The 15,848-nt window shown below is 74.1% G+C and carries 15 protein-coding genes; 7 read left to right on the top strand and 8 right to left on the bottom strand.

Translation table 11 applies throughout. The features are described from left to right. On the bottom strand, window positions 1–984 hold the full coding sequence (locus ACFYX3_RS07615; protein ID WP_389009277.1) for a hypothetical protein: 984 nt from the start codon (window positions 982–984) through the stop codon (window positions 1–3). A 217-nt stretch (window positions 985–1,201) separates the two neighbouring features. Here ACFYX3_RS07615 and ACFYX3_RS07610 point away from each other — a divergent pair, with 217 nt between their 5' ends. Further along, the gene (locus ACFYX3_RS07610; RefSeq protein WP_376586453.1) at window positions 1,202–2,299 is read left to right on the top strand and encodes a pyridoxal-phosphate-dependent aminotransferase family protein; all 1,098 of its coding nucleotides are present in this window, start codon (window positions 1,202–1,204) and stop codon (window positions 2,297–2,299) included. A 61-nt stretch (window positions 2,300–2,360) separates the two neighbouring features. Here the strand turns inward: ACFYX3_RS07610 and ACFYX3_RS07605 are convergent, their stop codons facing one another. Continuing rightward, window positions 2,361–3,431, bottom strand: coding sequence for an alkene reductase (locus tag ACFYX3_RS07605; RefSeq protein WP_376586300.1), 1,071 nt, complete (start codon window positions 3,429–3,431; stop codon window positions 2,361–2,363). A gap of 113 nt (window positions 3,432–3,544) precedes the next feature. On the opposite strand from ACFYX3_RS07605, the gene ACFYX3_RS07600 reads away from it, so the two are divergent. Then, window positions 3,545–4,069: a MarR family winged helix-turn-helix transcriptional regulator gene (locus ACFYX3_RS07600; protein ID WP_389009274.1), complete on the top strand. Its 525-nt coding sequence runs from the start codon at window positions 3,545–3,547 to the stop codon at window positions 4,067–4,069. Between the two features lie 24 nt (window positions 4,070–4,093). On the opposite strand, the gene ACFYX3_RS07595 is transcribed toward ACFYX3_RS07600, so the two are convergent. The 3 genes from ACFYX3_RS07595 to ACFYX3_RS07585 form a co-directional block, all read right to left on the bottom strand. Beyond that, window positions 4,094–5,152: an aminotransferase class V-fold PLP-dependent enzyme gene (locus ACFYX3_RS07595; RefSeq protein ID WP_389009271.1), complete on the bottom strand. Its 1,059-nt coding sequence runs from the start codon at window positions 5,150–5,152 to the stop codon at window positions 4,094–4,096. Window positions 5,153–5,251: 99 nt separating this feature from the next. Continuing rightward, window positions 5,252–5,959 carry a DsbA family oxidoreductase gene (locus ACFYX3_RS07590; RefSeq protein ID WP_389009268.1) on the bottom strand — a complete coding sequence of 236 codons (708 nt, stop codon included), beginning with the start codon at window positions 5,957–5,959 and terminating at the stop codon, window positions 5,252–5,254. 65 nt (window positions 5,960–6,024) lie between these two features. Continuing rightward, window positions 6,025–7,026 carry a GlxA family transcriptional regulator gene (locus ACFYX3_RS07585; protein WP_376586309.1) on the bottom strand — a complete coding sequence of 334 codons (1,002 nt, stop codon included), beginning with the start codon at window positions 7,024–7,026 and terminating at the stop codon, window positions 6,025–6,027. Window positions 7,027–7,096: 70 nt separating this feature from the next. On the opposite strand from ACFYX3_RS07585, the gene ACFYX3_RS07580 reads away from it, so the two are divergent. Next, entirely contained in the window at window positions 7,097–8,464 is a 1,368-nt protein-coding gene (locus tag ACFYX3_RS07580) for an MFS transporter (RefSeq protein ID WP_389009264.1), read from the top strand. On the opposite strand, the gene ACFYX3_RS07575 is transcribed toward ACFYX3_RS07580, so the two are convergent. Next, window positions 8,461–9,375, bottom strand: coding sequence for an AraC family transcriptional regulator (locus tag ACFYX3_RS07575; RefSeq protein WP_389009261.1), 915 nt, complete (start codon window positions 9,373–9,375; stop codon window positions 8,461–8,463). The two genes, ACFYX3_RS07580 and ACFYX3_RS07575, sit on opposite strands and share 4 nt — an antisense overlap. Before the next feature lie 90 nt (window positions 9,376–9,465). Between ACFYX3_RS07575 and ACFYX3_RS07570 the strand changes: the two genes are divergently transcribed. After that, a complete protein-coding gene (locus tag ACFYX3_RS07570) occupies window positions 9,466–10,473 on the top strand; it encodes a zinc-dependent alcohol dehydrogenase family protein (RefSeq protein ID WP_389009258.1) in 1,008 nt (335 codons plus the stop codon). A gap of 6 nt (window positions 10,474–10,479) precedes the next feature. On the opposite strand, the gene ACFYX3_RS07565 is transcribed toward ACFYX3_RS07570, so the two are convergent. Further along, window positions 10,480–11,973, bottom strand: coding sequence for an aldehyde dehydrogenase (NADP(+)) (locus ACFYX3_RS07565; RefSeq protein WP_389009255.1), 1,494 nt, complete (start codon window positions 11,971–11,973; stop codon window positions 10,480–10,482). A gap of 148 nt (window positions 11,974–12,121) precedes the next feature. On the opposite strand from ACFYX3_RS07565, the gene ACFYX3_RS07560 reads away from it, so the two are divergent. Then, window positions 12,122–12,892 carry an IclR family transcriptional regulator gene (locus ACFYX3_RS07560; RefSeq protein WP_389009252.1) on the top strand — a complete coding sequence of 257 codons (771 nt, stop codon included), beginning with the start codon at window positions 12,122–12,124 and terminating at the stop codon, window positions 12,890–12,892. Between the two features lie 24 nt (window positions 12,893–12,916). On the opposite strand, the gene ACFYX3_RS07555 is transcribed toward ACFYX3_RS07560, so the two are convergent. After that, window positions 12,917–13,414, bottom strand: coding sequence for a cupin domain-containing protein (locus ACFYX3_RS07555; protein WP_359509222.1), 498 nt, complete (start codon window positions 13,412–13,414; stop codon window positions 12,917–12,919). Between the two features lie 174 nt (window positions 13,415–13,588). Between ACFYX3_RS07555 and ACFYX3_RS07550 the strand changes: the two genes are divergently transcribed. Both ACFYX3_RS07550 and ACFYX3_RS07545 read left to right on the top strand, forming a co-directional pair. Next, a complete protein-coding gene (locus tag ACFYX3_RS07550) occupies window positions 13,589–14,584 on the top strand; it encodes a hypothetical protein (RefSeq protein ID WP_389009247.1) in 996 nt (331 codons plus the stop codon). Continuing rightward, window positions 14,581–15,816, top strand: a complete 1,236-nt coding sequence (locus ACFYX3_RS07545; RefSeq protein WP_389009243.1) for a sensor histidine kinase — start codon at window positions 14,581–14,583, stop codon at window positions 15,814–15,816. Before ACFYX3_RS07550 ends, ACFYX3_RS07545 begins: the two co-directional genes overlap by 4 nt. Window positions 15,817–15,848 lie beyond the last annotated feature (32 nt).

Here is a 15,848-nt window from a genome sequence, read left to right as displayed (position 1 = left end):
CTAGGGGCGCCAGTCGGCCTCCAGGTCGTGCGAGTCGGTCGTGGTGAGCTGGGTGAGGCCGGTGCCGTCGGCCCGTACGAGGAAGAGGTGCTCGGGGTCCGCGTCGTCGGTGCCGCCCCGGGTGAAGACGAGGCGCCTGCCGTCCGGCGACCAGGAGGGGTTCTTGTCGTGGGCGCGGGCCGAGGTGATGCGGTGCGTCCCGCCGCCGTCGGGCCGGACGGCGTAGAGGTGGGCGAAGCCGGTGGAGTCCACGCGGCTGAAGACGATCCAATCGCCCCGCGACCAGTCGGGCGTCCAGTCCTGGGAACCGGCCAGGGTGACGGGCGTCTGGGCCAGGGTGGACAGCGTGATCCGCATCAGCCGGCTGTGTCCGGACGCGTCCGCGCGGCTGTACGCGAGGGAGGTGCCGTCCGGGGACCACGTCGGGTGGTACTCGTCCTCGGCGGTGGTGGTGAGCCGGGTGTTCGGGCTGCCGTCGAGGTCGGTCACGTAGATCTCGCGCTCGCCGCCGACGGGCTTGGAGTAGGCGATCCGCGTGCCGTCCGGGGACCAGGCCGGGTCGGAGGCGCCCTGCGTGCCGGGCACGGGCTTCAGGTCGCCGCCCGTGATCGCCATGGTCCAGATGCCGTCGATCGCGCCGTCGGAGCCGTAGCGGAGGAACGCCACCCGCTTGCGGTCCGGGGACCAGCTGGGCATCACGTCGCTGACGGTGGGGGTGTGGGTGAGCTTGACGGGCGTGCCGCCGAGCGGGGAGATCGTGTACAGGTCCTCGATGGGCGCCGCCGTGTCGTAGCGGGCGAAGACGATCGAGCGCATCCCGGCCGCCCACGCCGTATCCGCCGACCCCGCCGCTCCCGCGTCCGCGGAGGCGGCGAGGGTCAGGGGCGCGGCGACGGCGAGCGCCGCGGCGGCCACCGCCGCCCGGCGCAGCCGCGCCCTGCCGCCCGCGCCGGTTCTGCCGCTTCTCCCGGTGCTCCGAGCCATGGTGTCCACCCCGTCTCCTCCCGGCGGCCCCGGGCGGGGTCGCTCCGGCCCGAAACATCCCACCGCCGGGACTCCGGGGGAAGCGGTGGTGCGAGCCCTGTGACACGTTCCGAACAGCACCGTGACGGGGGATCCCTCCGGGCGAGCACTTACGCTGGCACGAGCCCGAACCGATGTATGCGACACGCATGCGACACCGAAGAAGGAAACCGTGACCGTGACACATCCGCTGCTGGACCTGGCCCCGCTGACCGCCGCGCACTTCGCGTCCATCGAGCGCCGGGTGGCCGCCCTGCTCTCCACGGAGCAGGACGTGGTGATCACCCAGGGCGAGGCGCTGCTGCCCCTGGAGGGGTGCATCCGCAGCGGCGCGCGGGCCGGTTCGACCGCGCTGAACGTCGTCACCGGTCCGTACGGTCAGACCTTCGGGAACTGGCTGCGGGACTGCGGGGCGACCGTGGTCGACCTGGAGGTGCCGTTCCACACGGCGGTGACGGCGGAGCAGGTGGAGCGGGCGCTCGCCGAGCACCCGGAGATCGACTTCGTCTCGCTGGTGCACGCGGAGGCGGCGACCGGCAACACCAACCCGGTGGCGGAGATCGGCGAGGTCGTGCGGGCGCACGGCGCGCTGTTCTACCTGGACGCGGTGGCGTCGATCGGCGCGGAGCCGGTGCTGCCGGACGCCTGGGGCGTGGACATGTGCATCATCGGCGCGCAGAAGGCGATGGGCGGCCCCGCGGGTGTGTCGGCGGTGTCGGTGAGCGCGCGGGCCTGGGAGCGGTTCGCCGCCAACCCGGCCGCGCCGCGCCGCTCGTACCTCTCCCTCCTGGACTGGAAGGAGCGCTGGATCGACGGCGGACGCAAGACTCTGCTGCACGCGCCGGCGCAGCTGGAGATGCTGGCCCTGGAGGCCTGTGTGGAGCGGATCGAGGCCGAGGGCCTGGACGCGCTGATGGCCCGGCACGCCTCGGCGGCGGCCGCGACCCGTGCGGGCGCGCTGGCCCTGGGCGGCGGTCTGGAGCCGTTCGTGTACGAGGCGAAGGACGCGGCGCCGGTGGCGACGACGCTGCGGACGCCCGCGGGTGTCGACGCCTCGGAGCTGGTGGCGAAGGCCCTCGCGGCCGATCCGTCGCTGCCGCTGATCGCGGGTGGCGGGGCGCTGGCCAAGGAGATGATCCGGGTCAACCACTACGGGGTGGACGCGACCCCGGGGGCCGTGCAGTCCTCGCTGGCCGCCCTGGGCGCGGCGCTCGGTGACACGGGCCGCGCGGTGGACCTGGAGGGCGCGCGCCGGGCGGTCACGGAGGCCTGGTAGCCGGTGGTACGCGGAAGGGGCGGGGGGTTCGGACCCCTCGCCCCTTCCGCGTACCCGCGACCTACAGCGCGGGGTAGTCGATGTAGCCCTCGGGGCCGCCGGCGTACATGGTGGCGGGGTTCGGGGAGGCGTAGGGGCCGTCGGTCTTCAGGCGGGCGGGCAGGTCGGGGTTGGCGATGAAGAGCCTGCCGTACGCGACGAGGTCGGTGGTGCCGTCCTCGATGAGGGCGAGCGACTCGGCGCCGGTCGGGTCGGCGCCGGTGGCCGGGTTGAGGATGAACGTGCCGGCGAACCGCTTGCGCAGGTCGAGGACGAGCGGGCGGCGCTCGGGGCCGGTCTCCAGGACGTGGAGGTAGGCGATGCCGACGGGCTCGATCGCGGTGAGGAGCCGGGTGTAGATCTCGTCGGTGTCGGTCTCGCTGATGTCGTTGAGCGTGTTGGCCGGGGAGATGCGCAGGCCGGTGCGCTCGGGGCCGATCTCGGCGGCGACGGCCTTGACGACCTCGACGGCGAAGCGGATGCGGTTCTCGACGGGGCCGCCCCACTCGTCGGTGCGGTGGTTGGAGCCGGAGGCGAGGAACTGCTGGATCAGGTAGCCGTTGGCGCCGTGGATCTCGACGCCGTCGAAGCCGGCCTCGACGGCGTTGCGGGCGGCGGAGGCGAAGCCGGCGACGGCCTCGCGCACCTGGTCGGCGGTGAGCTCGCGCGGGGTGACGAAGTCCTTGGGGCCCTCGTGGGTGTAGACCTGGCCGGCGGCGGCGACGGGCGAGGGGCCGACGGGGTGGAGGTCGCCGTCGAGGAGGTCGGGGTGGCCGATCCGGCCGGAGTGCATGAGCTGGGCGAAGATCCGGCCGCCGCGCTCGTGGACGGCGGTGGTGACCTCGCGCCAGGCGGCGATCTGCTCGCGGCTGTGGAGTCCGGGCGTGTTGGGGTAGCCCTGGCCCTCGGCGACCGGCTGGATGCCCTCGGTGATGATCAGTCCGGCGGAGGCGCGCTGGGCGTAGTACTCGGCGACGATCGCCGTGGGGGTGCCGTCCTCGCCGTTGGCGCGGCTGCGGGTCATGGGGGCCATCGCGATGCGGTTGGCGAGGCGCGTTCCGGCGAGGTCGATGGGGTCGAATGCAGTGGTCACGACTGTCCCTCACAGAAATATGTGGTCGGCCAACTAATCAGGCCGCTGCCACTGTAACCCATTCATTGGCCGACCAAGGTAATCTTGGGGAAGAGCCGTCCCGAGGAGTCCACATGTCAGGAAACGACCCCGTCTGTACCGCCCCGTCCGCCGGGCCGCAGCTCTCCGCCGCGTGCACCGGGACCGTCAGCCACACCCTCGCGTGGGTGGCGCGGCTCCATCGGATCGGCATGGGCAGGCGCCTGCGGGACCTCGGGCTCTACCCGGGCCAGGAACTGATGATGATGCGCCTGTGGGACTGCGGGGCGGTCCGCCAGTCGGAGCTCATCCAGTCGCTGGGCCTCGACCCGTCCACGGTGACGAAGATGCTCCAGCGCATGGAGCAGTGCGGATACGTCCGGCGCAGCCCGGACCCGGCCGACCGGCGCGCGGTCCTGGTCGAGGCGACGGAGCAGGGCCTGGCCCTTCGCGCCGGGGTCGAGGGCGCCTGGGCGGACCTGGAGGAGAGCACCCTCGCCGGACTCGCCCCGGCCGACCGGACGGAGCTCGCCCGCCTGCTCGGCCTCGTGGGCGAGAACCTGAAGGCGGAGGCGGACGAGGAAGGCCCGTGCGGCCCGGGGGCGGGCGGGGTCTGCTGACGCCGGGCGTCGTGTCCTGAGGGCTCAGCCCGCCAGGACCTCCAGGGCCCGGTCCACGTCCGCCGACGTGTTGTACAGGTGGAACGACGCCCGCAGGTTGCCCGCGCGGGCCGAGAGGAGGACGCCCGCCTCGTGCAGGGCGTCCGCGCGGCCGCCGAGGCCGGGGACGGCGACGACCGTCGAGTCGTCCATGACCGGCGCGTGCCCGAGGTCGAGGAGGCCGGAGCGGAAGCGGGCCGCGAGCCCCTTGTCGTGGGCCTCGATCCGCTCGATGCCGATCTCCTCCAGGAGCGCGAGCGAGCGGGCGGCCCCGTGGTACGAGAGGAACGCGGCCGGCTCGTCGAAACGGCGGGCGGTGCGGGCCAGTTCACGGACCGGGCCGTAGCTGTTGACCCACAGCCGCTCGCCCGCGACCCAGCCCGCGTGGATCGCGAGCAGCGAGTCCTGCGCCTCCTCGGTGACGGTGAGGAAGGACGCGCCGCGCGGGCAGAGCAGGTACTTGTAGCCGCCGGCGACCGTGTAGTCCCAGTCCCCCGCGCGCAGCGGCAGCCAGCCCGCCGACTGGGTGGCGTCCAGGAGGGTGCGGGCGCCGTGGGCGGCCGCGGCCTCCCGTATCGCCGCGAAGTCGGCCGTGCGGCCGTCCGCCGACTGCACGGCGGAGAAGGCGACGAGCGCGGTCCCGGGCCGGACGGACTCGGCGAGCCGCTCAAGGGGCACGAAGCGGGTCTTGAGGTCGCCGCGGATCGTGAACGGGGTGATGACGGAGGAGAAGTCGCCCTCGGGGAAGAGGACTTCGGCCCCGGACGGCAGCGACTGGGCGATCATCCCGCAGTGGACCGCGACCGAGCTGCCGACGGCGACGCGCTCGTGGGAGACGCCGGCGATCCGGCCGAAGGCGGCGCGGGCCTCGTCCACGATGTCGAAGCTGCCTGCGCCGCCCGCGCGGCCGTCGGCGGTCTCCTCGGCGAGGAGGGTGACGGCCTCGACGGTCCGGCGGGGCAGCAGACCGCAGGCGGAGGTGTTCAGATAGGTGTTCTTGGGCGCGAACTCGGCGCCGCCGAGCGGCTGGTCAAGGGAATCCATGTCCCCACCCTGGGTCCCCCCACGATCACCCGTCAATGGCGATTCGATCGCGGGGAGACCCCAAGCCGCTCTTGTCTCCGCAGGTCAGAGATGGCGCGTTCAGGCCTGCGGGACCTCGCAGGCCCCGTCCGGGCCGCAGACCTCGGCTTCGGAGCCGACCTGCTGGAGGACGCGGCCCTGCCAGGCCTGCTCCAGGGCCTGGGTGAAGACCTCGGCGGGCTGGCCGCCGGAGACGCCGTAGCGGCGGTCGAGGACGAAGAACGGCACGCCGTTGGCGCCGAGTTCGGCGGCCTCGCGCTCGTCGGCGCGTACGGCATCGGCGTAGGCGGTCTCGTCGGCGAGGACGGCCCGGACCTCGGTCTCGTCGAGACCTGCCTCCACGCCCAGGGTCACCAGGGTCTCGGCGTCGAAGACGGAGCGCTCCTCGGCGAAGTTGGCCCGGTAGGCCAGGTCCAGGAGCTCGCTCTGGCGGCCGCGCTCCTTGGCGAGGTGCAGCAGCCGGTGGATGTCGAAGGTGTTGCCGTGGTCGCGGCCCTCGATGCGGTAGTCGAGACCCTCGGAGCGCGCGTTCGACGCGACGTGCGCCTCCATGGCGCGGGCCTCGGCGAGGGTGCGGCCGTACTTCTTCGCCAGCATCTCCAGGACCGGGCCCCGGTCGCCCTTGGCGCGGTTGGGGTCGAGCTCGAAGGAGCGGTGCACGACCTCGACGTCGTCGCGGTGGGCGAAGGCCGCGAGCCCCTTCTCGAAGCGGGCCTTGCCGATGTAGCACCAGGGGCAGGCGATGTCGCTCCAGATCTCGACGCGCATGTGACTTCTCTCCGAGGGGTTGCCGATGGGGTGTGCCTCAGGGGGAACGCGCACGGCGGTCCGGTTCATTCCGGTTCCGGCCCCGGTGTGAGGCGCGGCACCATGCGGTTGAAGGAGGCCCGGTAGGCACTCGGAGTGAGCCCGGTACGGCGCAGCACGTGCTGCCGCAGCGAGTCCGCGGAACCGAGGCCGCTCGCGCGGGCCACCTGGTCCATGGGGAAGGACGTGGTCTCCAGGAGCTCCTTCGCCCGCTCGACGCGCTGGTGCAGCAGCCACTGGAGCGGGCTGACGCCGGTCTCCGCGTGGAAGCGGCGCGAGAGGGTGCGGACGGAGACCCCTGCGTGCCGGGCGAGGTCGTTGAGGCCGAGGGGTTCGTCGAGGTGTTCCATCGCCCACGCGCGCGTGTCGGCGAAGGAGACCCCTCGCTCGGGCGGCAGCGGGGTCTGGGTGAACTGGGTCTGGCCGCCGGGCCGGACGGGCGCGACGAGGGCGAGCCGGGCGACCGCGTTGGCGACGGCGGCGCCGTGGTCGGTGCGGATGACGTGCAGGCAGAGGTCGATGCCCGCCGCGTATCCGGAGGAGGTGAGCACGGGGCCGTCCTGGACGAAGAGGACGTCGTCCTGGAGGTCGACGGCAGGGTGCCGGGCGGCGAGCAGCGGCCGGTAGGCCCAGTACGTCGTCGCCGCCCGTCCGTCGAGCAGTCCGGCCTCGGCGAGCGCGAAGGCGCCGGTGCAGATGGAGGCGATCCGTTTGCCGGCGTCGGCGGTCGCGCGCAGGACGTCGAGGACGCGCGGGTCGGGGTCCGTGTACGCGCCGCTGCCCGCGAGGATCACGGTGTCCGCCCCCTCGACCGCGTCGAGCCCGCGCGGGACGACCAGGTCGAGGCCGCCGGTGGTGGTGACGGGCCCCGGGTCGGGGGCGCAGATGACCGTCTCGTACCCGGGTCCGCCGTCGATCTCGACCTTCCCGAAGAGCATCTCCGGGATCGCCAGGTTGAACATCGAGACGGGCGGGGCGGCGATCACGGCGACGCGCTGGACGCCCCGGACCCGGGACTCTACGGTCATGGCCAGAACCTCCGGTCGTATGGCATTCCCGCCACTACTGTACGGGCTCGCAGGTCGCGAAGCTGGACACATGTCCTCAACAGTCCTCAGCACAGGTCCCGTTGTCCGTCGCGACGCCCCTTCCACCTCTCCCGGTCCCGCCCTCGCGGCCGCCATGCTCGGCTTCGCCCTCATCACCCTCGACACCTCCGTCGTCAACGTCGCCCTGCCCGCGATCGGTTCCGACCTGCGGGCCGGGATGTCCGGTCTGCAGTGGGTGGTCGACTCGTACACGCTGGCCTTCGCCGCGCTGCTGCTCTCCAGCGGGGCGCTCGCCGACCGGGTCGGGGCGAGCCGGGCGTACGGGGCGGGGGTCGTCGTCTTCACGCTCGCCTCGGCGGCCTGCGGTCTGGCCCCGGGCCTCCCGGGTCTGCTGGCGGCGCGGGCGCTGCAGGGTGCGGCGGCGGCCGTGATGCTGCCGGCCTCCCTGGCACTCGTACGGGAGGCGTACGGCGATCCCGGGCGGCGGGCCCGGGCGGTGTCGCTGTGGGCGGCGGGCGGCACGGTCGCGGTGGCGCTCGGCCCGGTCGCGGGCGGGGCGCTGACCACGGCCTGGAGCTGGCGCGGGATCTTCTTCATCAACCTGCCGCTCGGGCTCCTCGCGCTCGTCCTGCTGGCCCGGGTGGCCCGCTCGGCGCGCAGGCCGGCCCCGCTGGACCTGCCGGGCCAGCTGACGGCGATGACGGCGCTCGGGGCGCTGACCTTCGCGGCGATCGAGGGCGGCACGGAGGCCTGGTGGGCGCTGGGGGTCGCGGTGGCCGCCTTCGCGGCGTTCCTGCTGATCGAGGCGCGGCGGCGGCATCCGATGGTGCCGCTGGGGCTGTTCCGGAACACGACGGTCGCGGTGGCCGTGACGGCGGGCGCGGCGAACAGCGTGGCCTTCTACGGCATGGTCTTCGTGTTCAGCCTGTTCTTCCAGCAGGTGCTCGGGCTGTCGGCGCTCGGCGCGGGGCTGATGTTCCTGCCGATGACAGGACTGCTCGCCGGGGTCAACATCCTGTCGGCGAAGGTGGCGGCGCGGTACGGGGCACGGCTGCCGATCGTCCTGGGCCAGGTGGTCGGGGTGGCCGGGCTCCTCGGTCTGCTTACCGTGGACGCGGACTCCTCACGGGTGGCGCAGGCCCTGCTCCTCGTGCCGTTGGCGCTCGGGGCCGGCTTCTCCCTGCCGCCGCTGATCGCGGCGATGATGGAGGCCGTCCCGGCGGAGCGGGCGGGCACGGCGGCGGGTCTCCTGAACGCGATCCGGCAGACGGCGGGCGCGCTCGCGATCGCGGTCTTCGGCTCCCTCGCGGCCCGCGGCTTCGACACGGCGCTCCCGACGACCCTGCTGATCAGCGCGGGCCTGCTGACCCTGACGGCCCTGGCCTCGCTGCGACTTCCGCGCCGCGGGACGCGCTAGGCGCTCTTGCGGTACCGGCCCGGTGCCATCCCGTACTCGCGCTTGAAGGCCTTGGCGAAGGCGAACTCCGAGGAGTAGCCGGAACGTTCGGCGACCACGCGGAGGGGGAGGTCGTCGGAGCGGAGCAGACGGCCCGCCGTGGTCATGCGCCACCAGGTGAGGTAGGCGAGGGGCGGGCGTCCGACGAGGGCGGTGAAGCGGCGGGCGAAGGCGGCACGGGAGAGCCCGCCGAGCGCGCCGAGCTCCTCGACCGTCCACGCCCTGGCGGGGTCGTCGTGGAGGGCGCGCAGGGCGCCCGCGACCGCCGGGTCGCTCAGCGCGGCCGACCAGCCGGTGGAGCGGTCGGCGCGTTCGGTGAGCCACCAGGTGCGCAGCAGGTAGAGCAGCAGGGTGTCGAGGAGGGCGGGGACGATGGCGTCGGATCCCGGCTGGGGTTCGGCGAGTTCGGCGCCGAGCAGGTCGACGGCGGCGCGCAGCCGGGGGTGGGAGCCGACGCGTGCGGGGAGGTGGACGTACGGCGGCAGCTCGGTGAGCAGGGGGTGGGCGCGGGCCCGGCTGAGCTGGTAGGCACCGCAGAGCAGCAGGGTCTCCTCGGCGCCGACGGATCCCCGGTCGGGCCGGGTGGGCCAGGAGCCGTCGGGGGCGGGCAGGGCGTCGACGAGCGGGGTGTCGGGACGGTCGGCGAGGCCGTGGCCGGTGCCGTGGGCGAGGAGGACGACGTCTCCGGGGCCGAGCCGGACGGGCGCGGCGTCGTCCGGGGGCAGCAGCCAGGCGGTGCCCTGGAGGACGACGTGGAATCCGGCACCCTTGCTCGGCGGGAAGCGGAAACCCCAGGGGGCGAGGCGGACGGTGCGGGAGGAGTGGGGGCGCCCGGTGCGCATGGCGGCGATGGCATCGCTCAGTACGTCCATGGTCCGAACGGTAGCGCGCAAGACGATCGGACATGACGGGAAGTGCGGAGGACATGGATCGTCTTTCCCGTCCTTCCTAACGTCGTCGCCATGACGACGACAGGCATGACGACGAAGGCCGTTCTCTTCCACGAGCTCGGCGGTCCCGAGGTGCTCACCGTGGAGGAGGTGCCGCTGCCGGACCCCGGTCCCGGGGAGGTCCTCGTCCGGGTCGAGGCGATCGGACTGAACCGCGCCGAGGCGCTGTTCCGCTCCGGCACGTACCACTACCCGGCGACGCTGCCGGGTTCGCGGCTCGGCTACGAGGCGGCGGGCGTGGTCGAGGCGGTCGGCGCGGGCGTCACGGCGTACGCCCCGGGCGACCCGGTGATGGCGGCGGCGAACTTCGACTTCGGGACGTACGGCGTGTACGCGGAGCGGGTGGTGCTGCCCGAGGAGTACGTGGTGGCCCGGCCCGAGGGGGTGGACGCGGTGACGGCGGCGGCGGTCTGGCTGAGCCACTTCACCGCGTACGGCGGGATGGTGCTGACCGGCGGGCTGCGCCCCGGCGACCACGTGGTGATCACGGGCGCGTCGAGCGGGGTGGGGACGGCGGCAGTGCAGACGGCGCTGCGGATCGGCGCGGTGCCGATCGCCACCACCCGCGGCGAGGGGAAGCGGAAGCGGCTCCTGGAGCTCGGGGCCGCGCATGTGATCACCACGGACACCGAGGACCTGGTCGGGGAGGTGCGGCGGATCACCGGCGGCGCGGGCGCCGACCTGGCCTTCGACGCGATCGGCGGGCCCGGCTTCGCCCGGCTCGGCGACGCGCTGCGGCCCGGCGGCACCGCCGTCCTCTACGGCTGGCTCGACCCCCGTCCGACCGAGCTGTCGCGGAACTGGCCACTGACCACGCACGCGTACGCGAACGGGGTGCTCGCCCGGACGGAGGAGGGGCGGCGGCGCGCGGCCGGGTTCATCGGCTCGGGGCTGCGGGACGGCTCCCTGGCGCCGGTGATCGCCGAGACCTTCGACGGTCTGGAGCGGATCGCCGACGCCCACCGGCTGATGGAGTCGAACACACACCTCGGGAAGATCGTGGTGCGCGTCTCCTCCTGAGGGGTGTCAGCGCCTCGGTACTCCCAGCGGGTTGCCGTCGCGGAGTTCCGGCGGGAGGAGATGACCGGGCGTCGACTGGTACGTGACCGGGCGCAGCCAGCGCTCGATCGCGGTCGCGCCGACCGAGGTGGAGGTGGATGTGGTGGCCGGGTAGGGGCCGCCGTGGTGCTGGGCGGGGGCGACGGCGACGCCGGTGGGCCAGCCGTTGACGAGGACGCGGCCGGCCAGCGGGGTGAGTTCGGCGAGCAGCGGGGCGGCCGTCTCGTCGTCCTCGGCGATGTGCAGGCCGGCCGTGAGGTTGCCCGGCAGCAGGCCGAGGACGGCGGTCACCTCCTCGCGGGTGGAGTAGCGGGCGACGACGGTGACCGGTCCGAAGCACTCCTCCAGGAGGAGGCGGTGGCCGTCGCCGGAGAGCGCGGCGGCGTCGACGGCGAGGACTCCGGCGCTGACGGTGTGGGCGCCGCCCGCGCCGGGGGTGACCGGGGTGTGCACCCCGGCGAGCGCGGCGCGCTCGGCGACGCCGGCGACGAAGGCGTCCCGCATCCGGTGGTCGAGCATGACGGCCGGTTCGGTCTCGCTGACGGCGGCGGTGAGGGCGTCGAGGAAGCGGTCGCCGTCCGCTCCCCGGGGGGCGAGGACGAGGCCGGGCTTGGTGCAGAACTGGCCGGCGCCCAGGGTCATGGAGCCGGCGAGCCCGGCCCCGATCTCCTCGGCGCGCTCCGCGGCGGCGGCCTCGGTGATCACGACCGGGTTGAGGGAGCCGAGTTCGCCGTGGAAGGGGATCGGGACGGGACGGGCGACGGCCGCGTCGAAGAGGGCCCGGCCGCCGCGGATCGAGCCGGTGAATCCGGCCGCGGCGACGAGCGGGTGGCGGACGAGCTCCAGGCCCGCGTCGAAGCCGTGGACGAGGACGACGACGTCTTCGGGGAGTCCGGCCTTGGCGGCGGCCCGGCGCAGCAGGGAGGCGCAGAGCTCGGAGGTGGCGGGGTGGTCGGGGTGGGCCTTGACGACCACGGGGCAGCCGGCCGCGAGGGCACTCGCGGTGTCCCCGCCGGGGACGGAGAAGGCGAGCGGGAAGTTGCTCGCGGCGTAGACGGCGACGACGCCGAGCGGGATCTTCCAGCGGCGCAGGTCGGGCCGGGGCGGGATCGCCCCGGGGTCGGGCCGGTCGATCCGGACGTCGAGGAAGGAGCCGTCCTCGACGACGTCCGCGAAGGCGCGCAACTGTGCTGTGGTGCGGGCGAGTTCACCGGTGAGGCGGACGGGCCCGAGGGCGGTCTCGGCGTCGGCCGCCTCGACGACGTGCTCGCCGGAGGCGTCGAGGAGGTCGGCGGCGGTACGGAGGAAGGCGGCCCGCAGCACGCGGTCGGCGAGGGCCTCGCGGGTGGCCTGCGCGGCCCTGACGGCCTGGTCGACCTCCTCGGCCGTGGCCTCCACCGCAACCTGCTCGCGCGGCTTCCCCGTCCGGGGGTCCACGCTCCACACTGGTTCTGCCGCCACCGCCACGCCCCTGTTCGCTATTCTGAACGCAGTTCCTGTAGATGAACGCGTCTGGTGGGGACTCTATTGACGGCCCGGCCGTCTCCACAAGGGCCCCGTCCGGCCGGCGGCCGGTGGGCGGCCGGACAACGGAAAAGGGGTGAGGGGCGTGGCGACTGCCGACGCGGGTGGGGCACAGGTGAAGTCCGCGGTGCGGACCGTGGAACTGCTCGAGTACTTCGCGGGGCGCCCCGGAATGCACTCGCTCGCCACCGTCCAGGAGGCCGTCGGCTACCCCAAGTCCAGCCTGTACATGCTGCTGCGCACCCTGGTCGATCTCGGCTGGGTGGAGACGGACGCGACGGGCACGCGGTACGGGATCGGGGTGCGGGCGCTGCTCGTCGGCACCTCGTACATCGACGGCGACGAGGTGGTGGCCGCCTCCCGGCCCACCCTCGACCGGCTCTCCGACGACACCACCGAGACCATCCACCTGGCGCGGCTCGACGGCACCAACGTCGTCTACCTGGCGACCCGTCAGTCCCAGCACTACCTACGGCCGTTCACCCGGGTCGGGCGACGGCTGCCCGCGCACTCGACCGCACTGGGCAAGGCGCTGCTCGCCACCCACAGCGACGAGCAGGTGCGCAAGCTGCTCCCGGAGGTGCTCCCGGCGCTGACCGAGCACACGATCACCGACCGCGAGAAGCTCATCGAGGAGCTGCACGCCGTCCGCGAGCAGGGCTACGCGGTGGACCGCGAGGAGAACACCCTGGGGCTGCGCTGCTTCGGCGTCGCGGTCCCCTACCGGACCCCGGCGCGCGACGCGATCAGCTGCTCGGTGCCGGTGGCGCGGCTCACCCCGGCCCACGAACAGATGATCAAGGACGCGCTGTTCGACGCGCGGGACCGGCTGACCCTGGCGACCCGCCGCCTCTGACCACCCGCTCACGCGCGGCCGGCCTCACGCACGGTCGGCGAGGGCCTTCTGCCAGACCGGGCTCTCGACGTAGTGGTTGTCGTACTGCTCGGAGGAGGCCTTGATCTCCTCGAAGCTCGCCTCGCCCCGCATGACGCGGCCGAGGAGGCGCAGGTAGTCGAAGCGGGCCATGCCGGGCGTGAAGACGAAGAGGACGTCGGCCTCGGCGCCGGGCGCCGCGGCGAAGGCGTGCGGGGTGTGCGGCGGGACGAGGAGGAAGTCGCCCTTCTCCAGGACGGTCAGCTCCTCGCCGACCAGGACCTGGAGCGAGCCGTCGAGCACGAAGAACATCTCCGAGGCCTTGGTGTGGAAGTGCGCCGGGGCGCCGACGGCGCCCTTCGCGAACGAGGAGCGGTAGCTGGTGAGCTGCCCTCCGGTGGTGTCGGAGTCCGCGAGGAGGGTCATCACGCTGCTCGGGTCGGCGGTGGTCTCGGCGGAGGCGGCGCGGGTGAGGAGCGGGGCGAAGGTCTCGATCTCATTCATGATCACTACTGTAGAGAGCGATTGCCCCACACCACAGGGCCAATCGATCACCGGGAACATGGGCCAATCCAGGTTCGGACGACGGCGGGGAGGAGGGCCTCTCCCCCGTGCGGCGGAGGCGGTTCACCGCTCGGCAGGAGGTGACCGCCCGGGGCCGCGCGGGAGCGTGGAGCCATGACACAGACCGCGCCCCTCCCCGCCCCGGCGCCCGCCGCCGGCCACCGCCCGAGCGCCGCCCGCCGGGCGCTGCGCGCCCTCGCGATCCTCGCCTGCCTCCCGTACATCTCGCTCAAGGTCGCCTGGGTGGCGGGCAGCGAGATCGGCATCCCGGCCGGGAGCGCGCTCCTGGAGCACCGGCGGATGATGGTGATCGCCAACTCGGCCACCGTCCTCGCCGACGTCCTCGTCGTCGTCCTCGCCCTGCTCCTCACCCAGCCCTGGGGCCGGCGGTTCCCCGCCTGGCTCCTCGCCCTCCCCATGTGGGCGGCGACCGGGCTGCTCGCCCCGATCATGACCGGCTACCCGGCGCAGCTCGCGGTCGCCCTCCTCACCGGCGACGACAAGGCCGCGGCCCCCCGCGAACCCTTCCTGGACGGCTGGGTGTTCGGCGTGGTCTACAGCGGGTTCATCCTCCAGGGCCTCGCCCTCGGCTCGCTCTTCGTCCTGTACGCCCGGGACCGCTGGGGCCACCTGTGGCAGGGCCGCCTCGGCGAGCTGTCCGCCGGCACGTCCGGGCCCGGGGCGCGCGCCCTCGCCGTGGCCGGCTCGGTCGTCGCACTCCTGCCCGCCGCGCTCCACCTGCTGTGGGCGGCCGGCTCGACCACGGGCCTGTCCGCCCGGCGCATCGCCGAACGCGACGCCGACTTCTACGTCCTGGAGGCCGAGCGGTTCGGCTTCGTCCTCGTCGCCGTCGCCGTCACCCTCCTCCTGGTCCTGCGCCGGCCGGCCCGTCTCCGGGTCCGCACCACGCTCGCCCTGGCCTGGACGGCCCCGGCGGCCGCCGGCTGCTGGGGTGCCTACATGTCGCTCATCGCGCTGCTGCCGGAGTCGGATCCGACGAAGCGTGTCCCCGGGCTCGTACAGCTGTCCTACGCTGGCGACATGATCACCGGGTTCCTGCTCGCCGCGTGCGTGGCACTGTTCCTGCGGCGCCGGAGCGCCGGGGCGTGAGACCGGCGACCGCCCTCTTCGGGCAGCGGGCCAGGCTGCGGTGGCTCCATCTGATCCTGGGCGGCGCGCTGTTCATGCCCTTCTGGCTGGTCGGCACCGTCGTCCTGGGGCCGTTCCTCGACGGCGGCGGCCCGTTCGGCGGCAGCCTCGGGGCACAATTCGGGGCGTACGCGGCGGGGCTGCCGCTCGCCGCGCTCATCGCGCTCTTCCCGCTGGCCCGGCCGATGTCGGTGGCGGCGGCGCGGGCGCTGTGCGGGGTGCCGGCCGACCGGTTCGCGGACGGCCCGGCGCACGGCCCGCGGGCCAGGGCCAGGACGGCCGGATGGTTCACCCTGCACCTGGGCGCCGGGGCGCTGATCAGCGGGGCGACGCTTGCGCTGCCGCCGTTCGCGGTGTCGGTGATGGCGCTGCCGTTCTCGCCGGGGCTCCGGGAGTCCGAACTCGGCCGGATCTGGGGGCTCGACCGGCCCGCGTGGGTCTGGGCGGGGCTCCCGGCCGGGCTGCTCATGCTGCTCGCGCTCGCCGCCGTCACCGCCGCGACCGGGGCCCTGCTCGCCCGGCAGGCGCCCCTGCTGCTCGGCCCGAGCCCGGCGGACCGGCTCGCGGCGGCCGAACGGCGCGCCGCCGAGGCCGAGTCCCGCAACCGGCTCGCCCGCGAACTGCACGACTCCGTCGGCCACGCCCTCAGCGCGGTCACCCTCCAGGCGGGCGCCGCCCGCCGGGTCCTGGACGGCGACCGGGCCGACCTGGAGTTCGTACGGGAGGCGCTGACCGCGATCGAGGACACCACCCGGCGCACGGTCGGCGAACTGGACTGGGTCCTCGGCCTGTTGAGGAACGACGGCACACCCGAGCAGGGTCCAGGACCGGGGCTCGACGCCCTGGAGGCCCTCGTGCGGGGCGCGGGGCCGCGGGTCGCGCTGACGGTGGACGGCACCCTGGGTTCCGTACCGGAGACGCTGTCGCGGGAGGCGTACCGGATCGTCCAGGAAGGGCTGACGAACGCGGCCCGGCACGCGGGCGGCACGCCCGTCACCGTACGGCTCGACGCCCGTACCGAGGAGTTGGAGATCACCATGGAGAACCCCCTGCCCGACCGACCCCCGGTCACCCGGCCCGACGGCGGGCGCGGCCTGCGCGGGATCGCCGAACGGGCCCGGCTCCTCGGCGGCACGGCCTCCGCCGGTCCGGCCGGTGCGGTGTGGCGCCTCGCGGTCAGGATCCCCCGGTGAGCGCGGCGGCGATCAGGATCGTCCTCGCCGAC

The organism is Streptomyces sp. NPDC002463, assembly GCF_042889835.1.
In the GTDB taxonomy this organism is placed as follows: domain Bacteria; phylum Actinomycetota; class Actinomycetes; order Streptomycetales; family Streptomycetaceae; genus Streptomyces; species Streptomyces nymphaeiformis.
The sequence above is the reverse complement of the archived record's forward strand: the minus strand, read 5'-3'. Positions and strand labels throughout refer to the sequence as shown.

What these genes read in the sequence shown, in the direction of transcription:
- ACFYX3_RS07615 (WP_389009277.1), bottom strand. Translation starts at nt 984, where the DNA reads ATGGCTCGGAGCACCGGGAGAAGCGGCAGAACCGGCGCGGGCGGCAGG.
- ACFYX3_RS07600 (WP_389009274.1), top strand. Translation starts at nt 3,545, where the DNA reads ATGTCAGGAAACGACCCCGTCTGTACCGCCCCGTCCGCCGGGCCGCAG.
- ACFYX3_RS07595 (WP_389009271.1), bottom strand. Translation starts at nt 5,152, where the DNA reads ATGGATTCCCTTGACCAGCCGCTCGGCGGCGCCGAGTTCGCGCCCAAG.
- ACFYX3_RS07590 (WP_389009268.1), bottom strand. Translation starts at nt 5,959, where the DNA reads ATGCGCGTCGAGATCTGGAGCGACATCGCCTGCCCCTGGTGCTACATC.
- ACFYX3_RS07585 (WP_376586309.1), bottom strand. Translation starts at nt 7,026, where the DNA reads ATGACCGTAGAGTCCCGGGTCCGGGGCGTCCAGCGCGTCGCCGTGATC.
- ACFYX3_RS07580 (WP_389009264.1), top strand. Translation starts at nt 7,097, where the DNA reads ATGTCCTCAACAGTCCTCAGCACAGGTCCCGTTGTCCGTCGCGACGCC.
- ACFYX3_RS07575 (WP_389009261.1), bottom strand. Translation starts at nt 9,375, where the DNA reads ATGGACGTACTGAGCGATGCCATCGCCGCCATGCGCACCGGGCGCCCC.
- ACFYX3_RS07570 (WP_389009258.1), top strand. Translation starts at nt 9,466, where the DNA reads ATGACGACGACAGGCATGACGACGAAGGCCGTTCTCTTCCACGAGCTC.
- ACFYX3_RS07555 (WP_359509222.1), bottom strand. Translation starts at nt 13,414, where the DNA reads ATGAATGAGATCGAGACCTTCGCCCCGCTCCTCACCCGCGCCGCCTCC.
- ACFYX3_RS07550 (WP_389009247.1), top strand. Translation starts at nt 13,589, where the DNA reads ATGACACAGACCGCGCCCCTCCCCGCCCCGGCGCCCGCCGCCGGCCAC.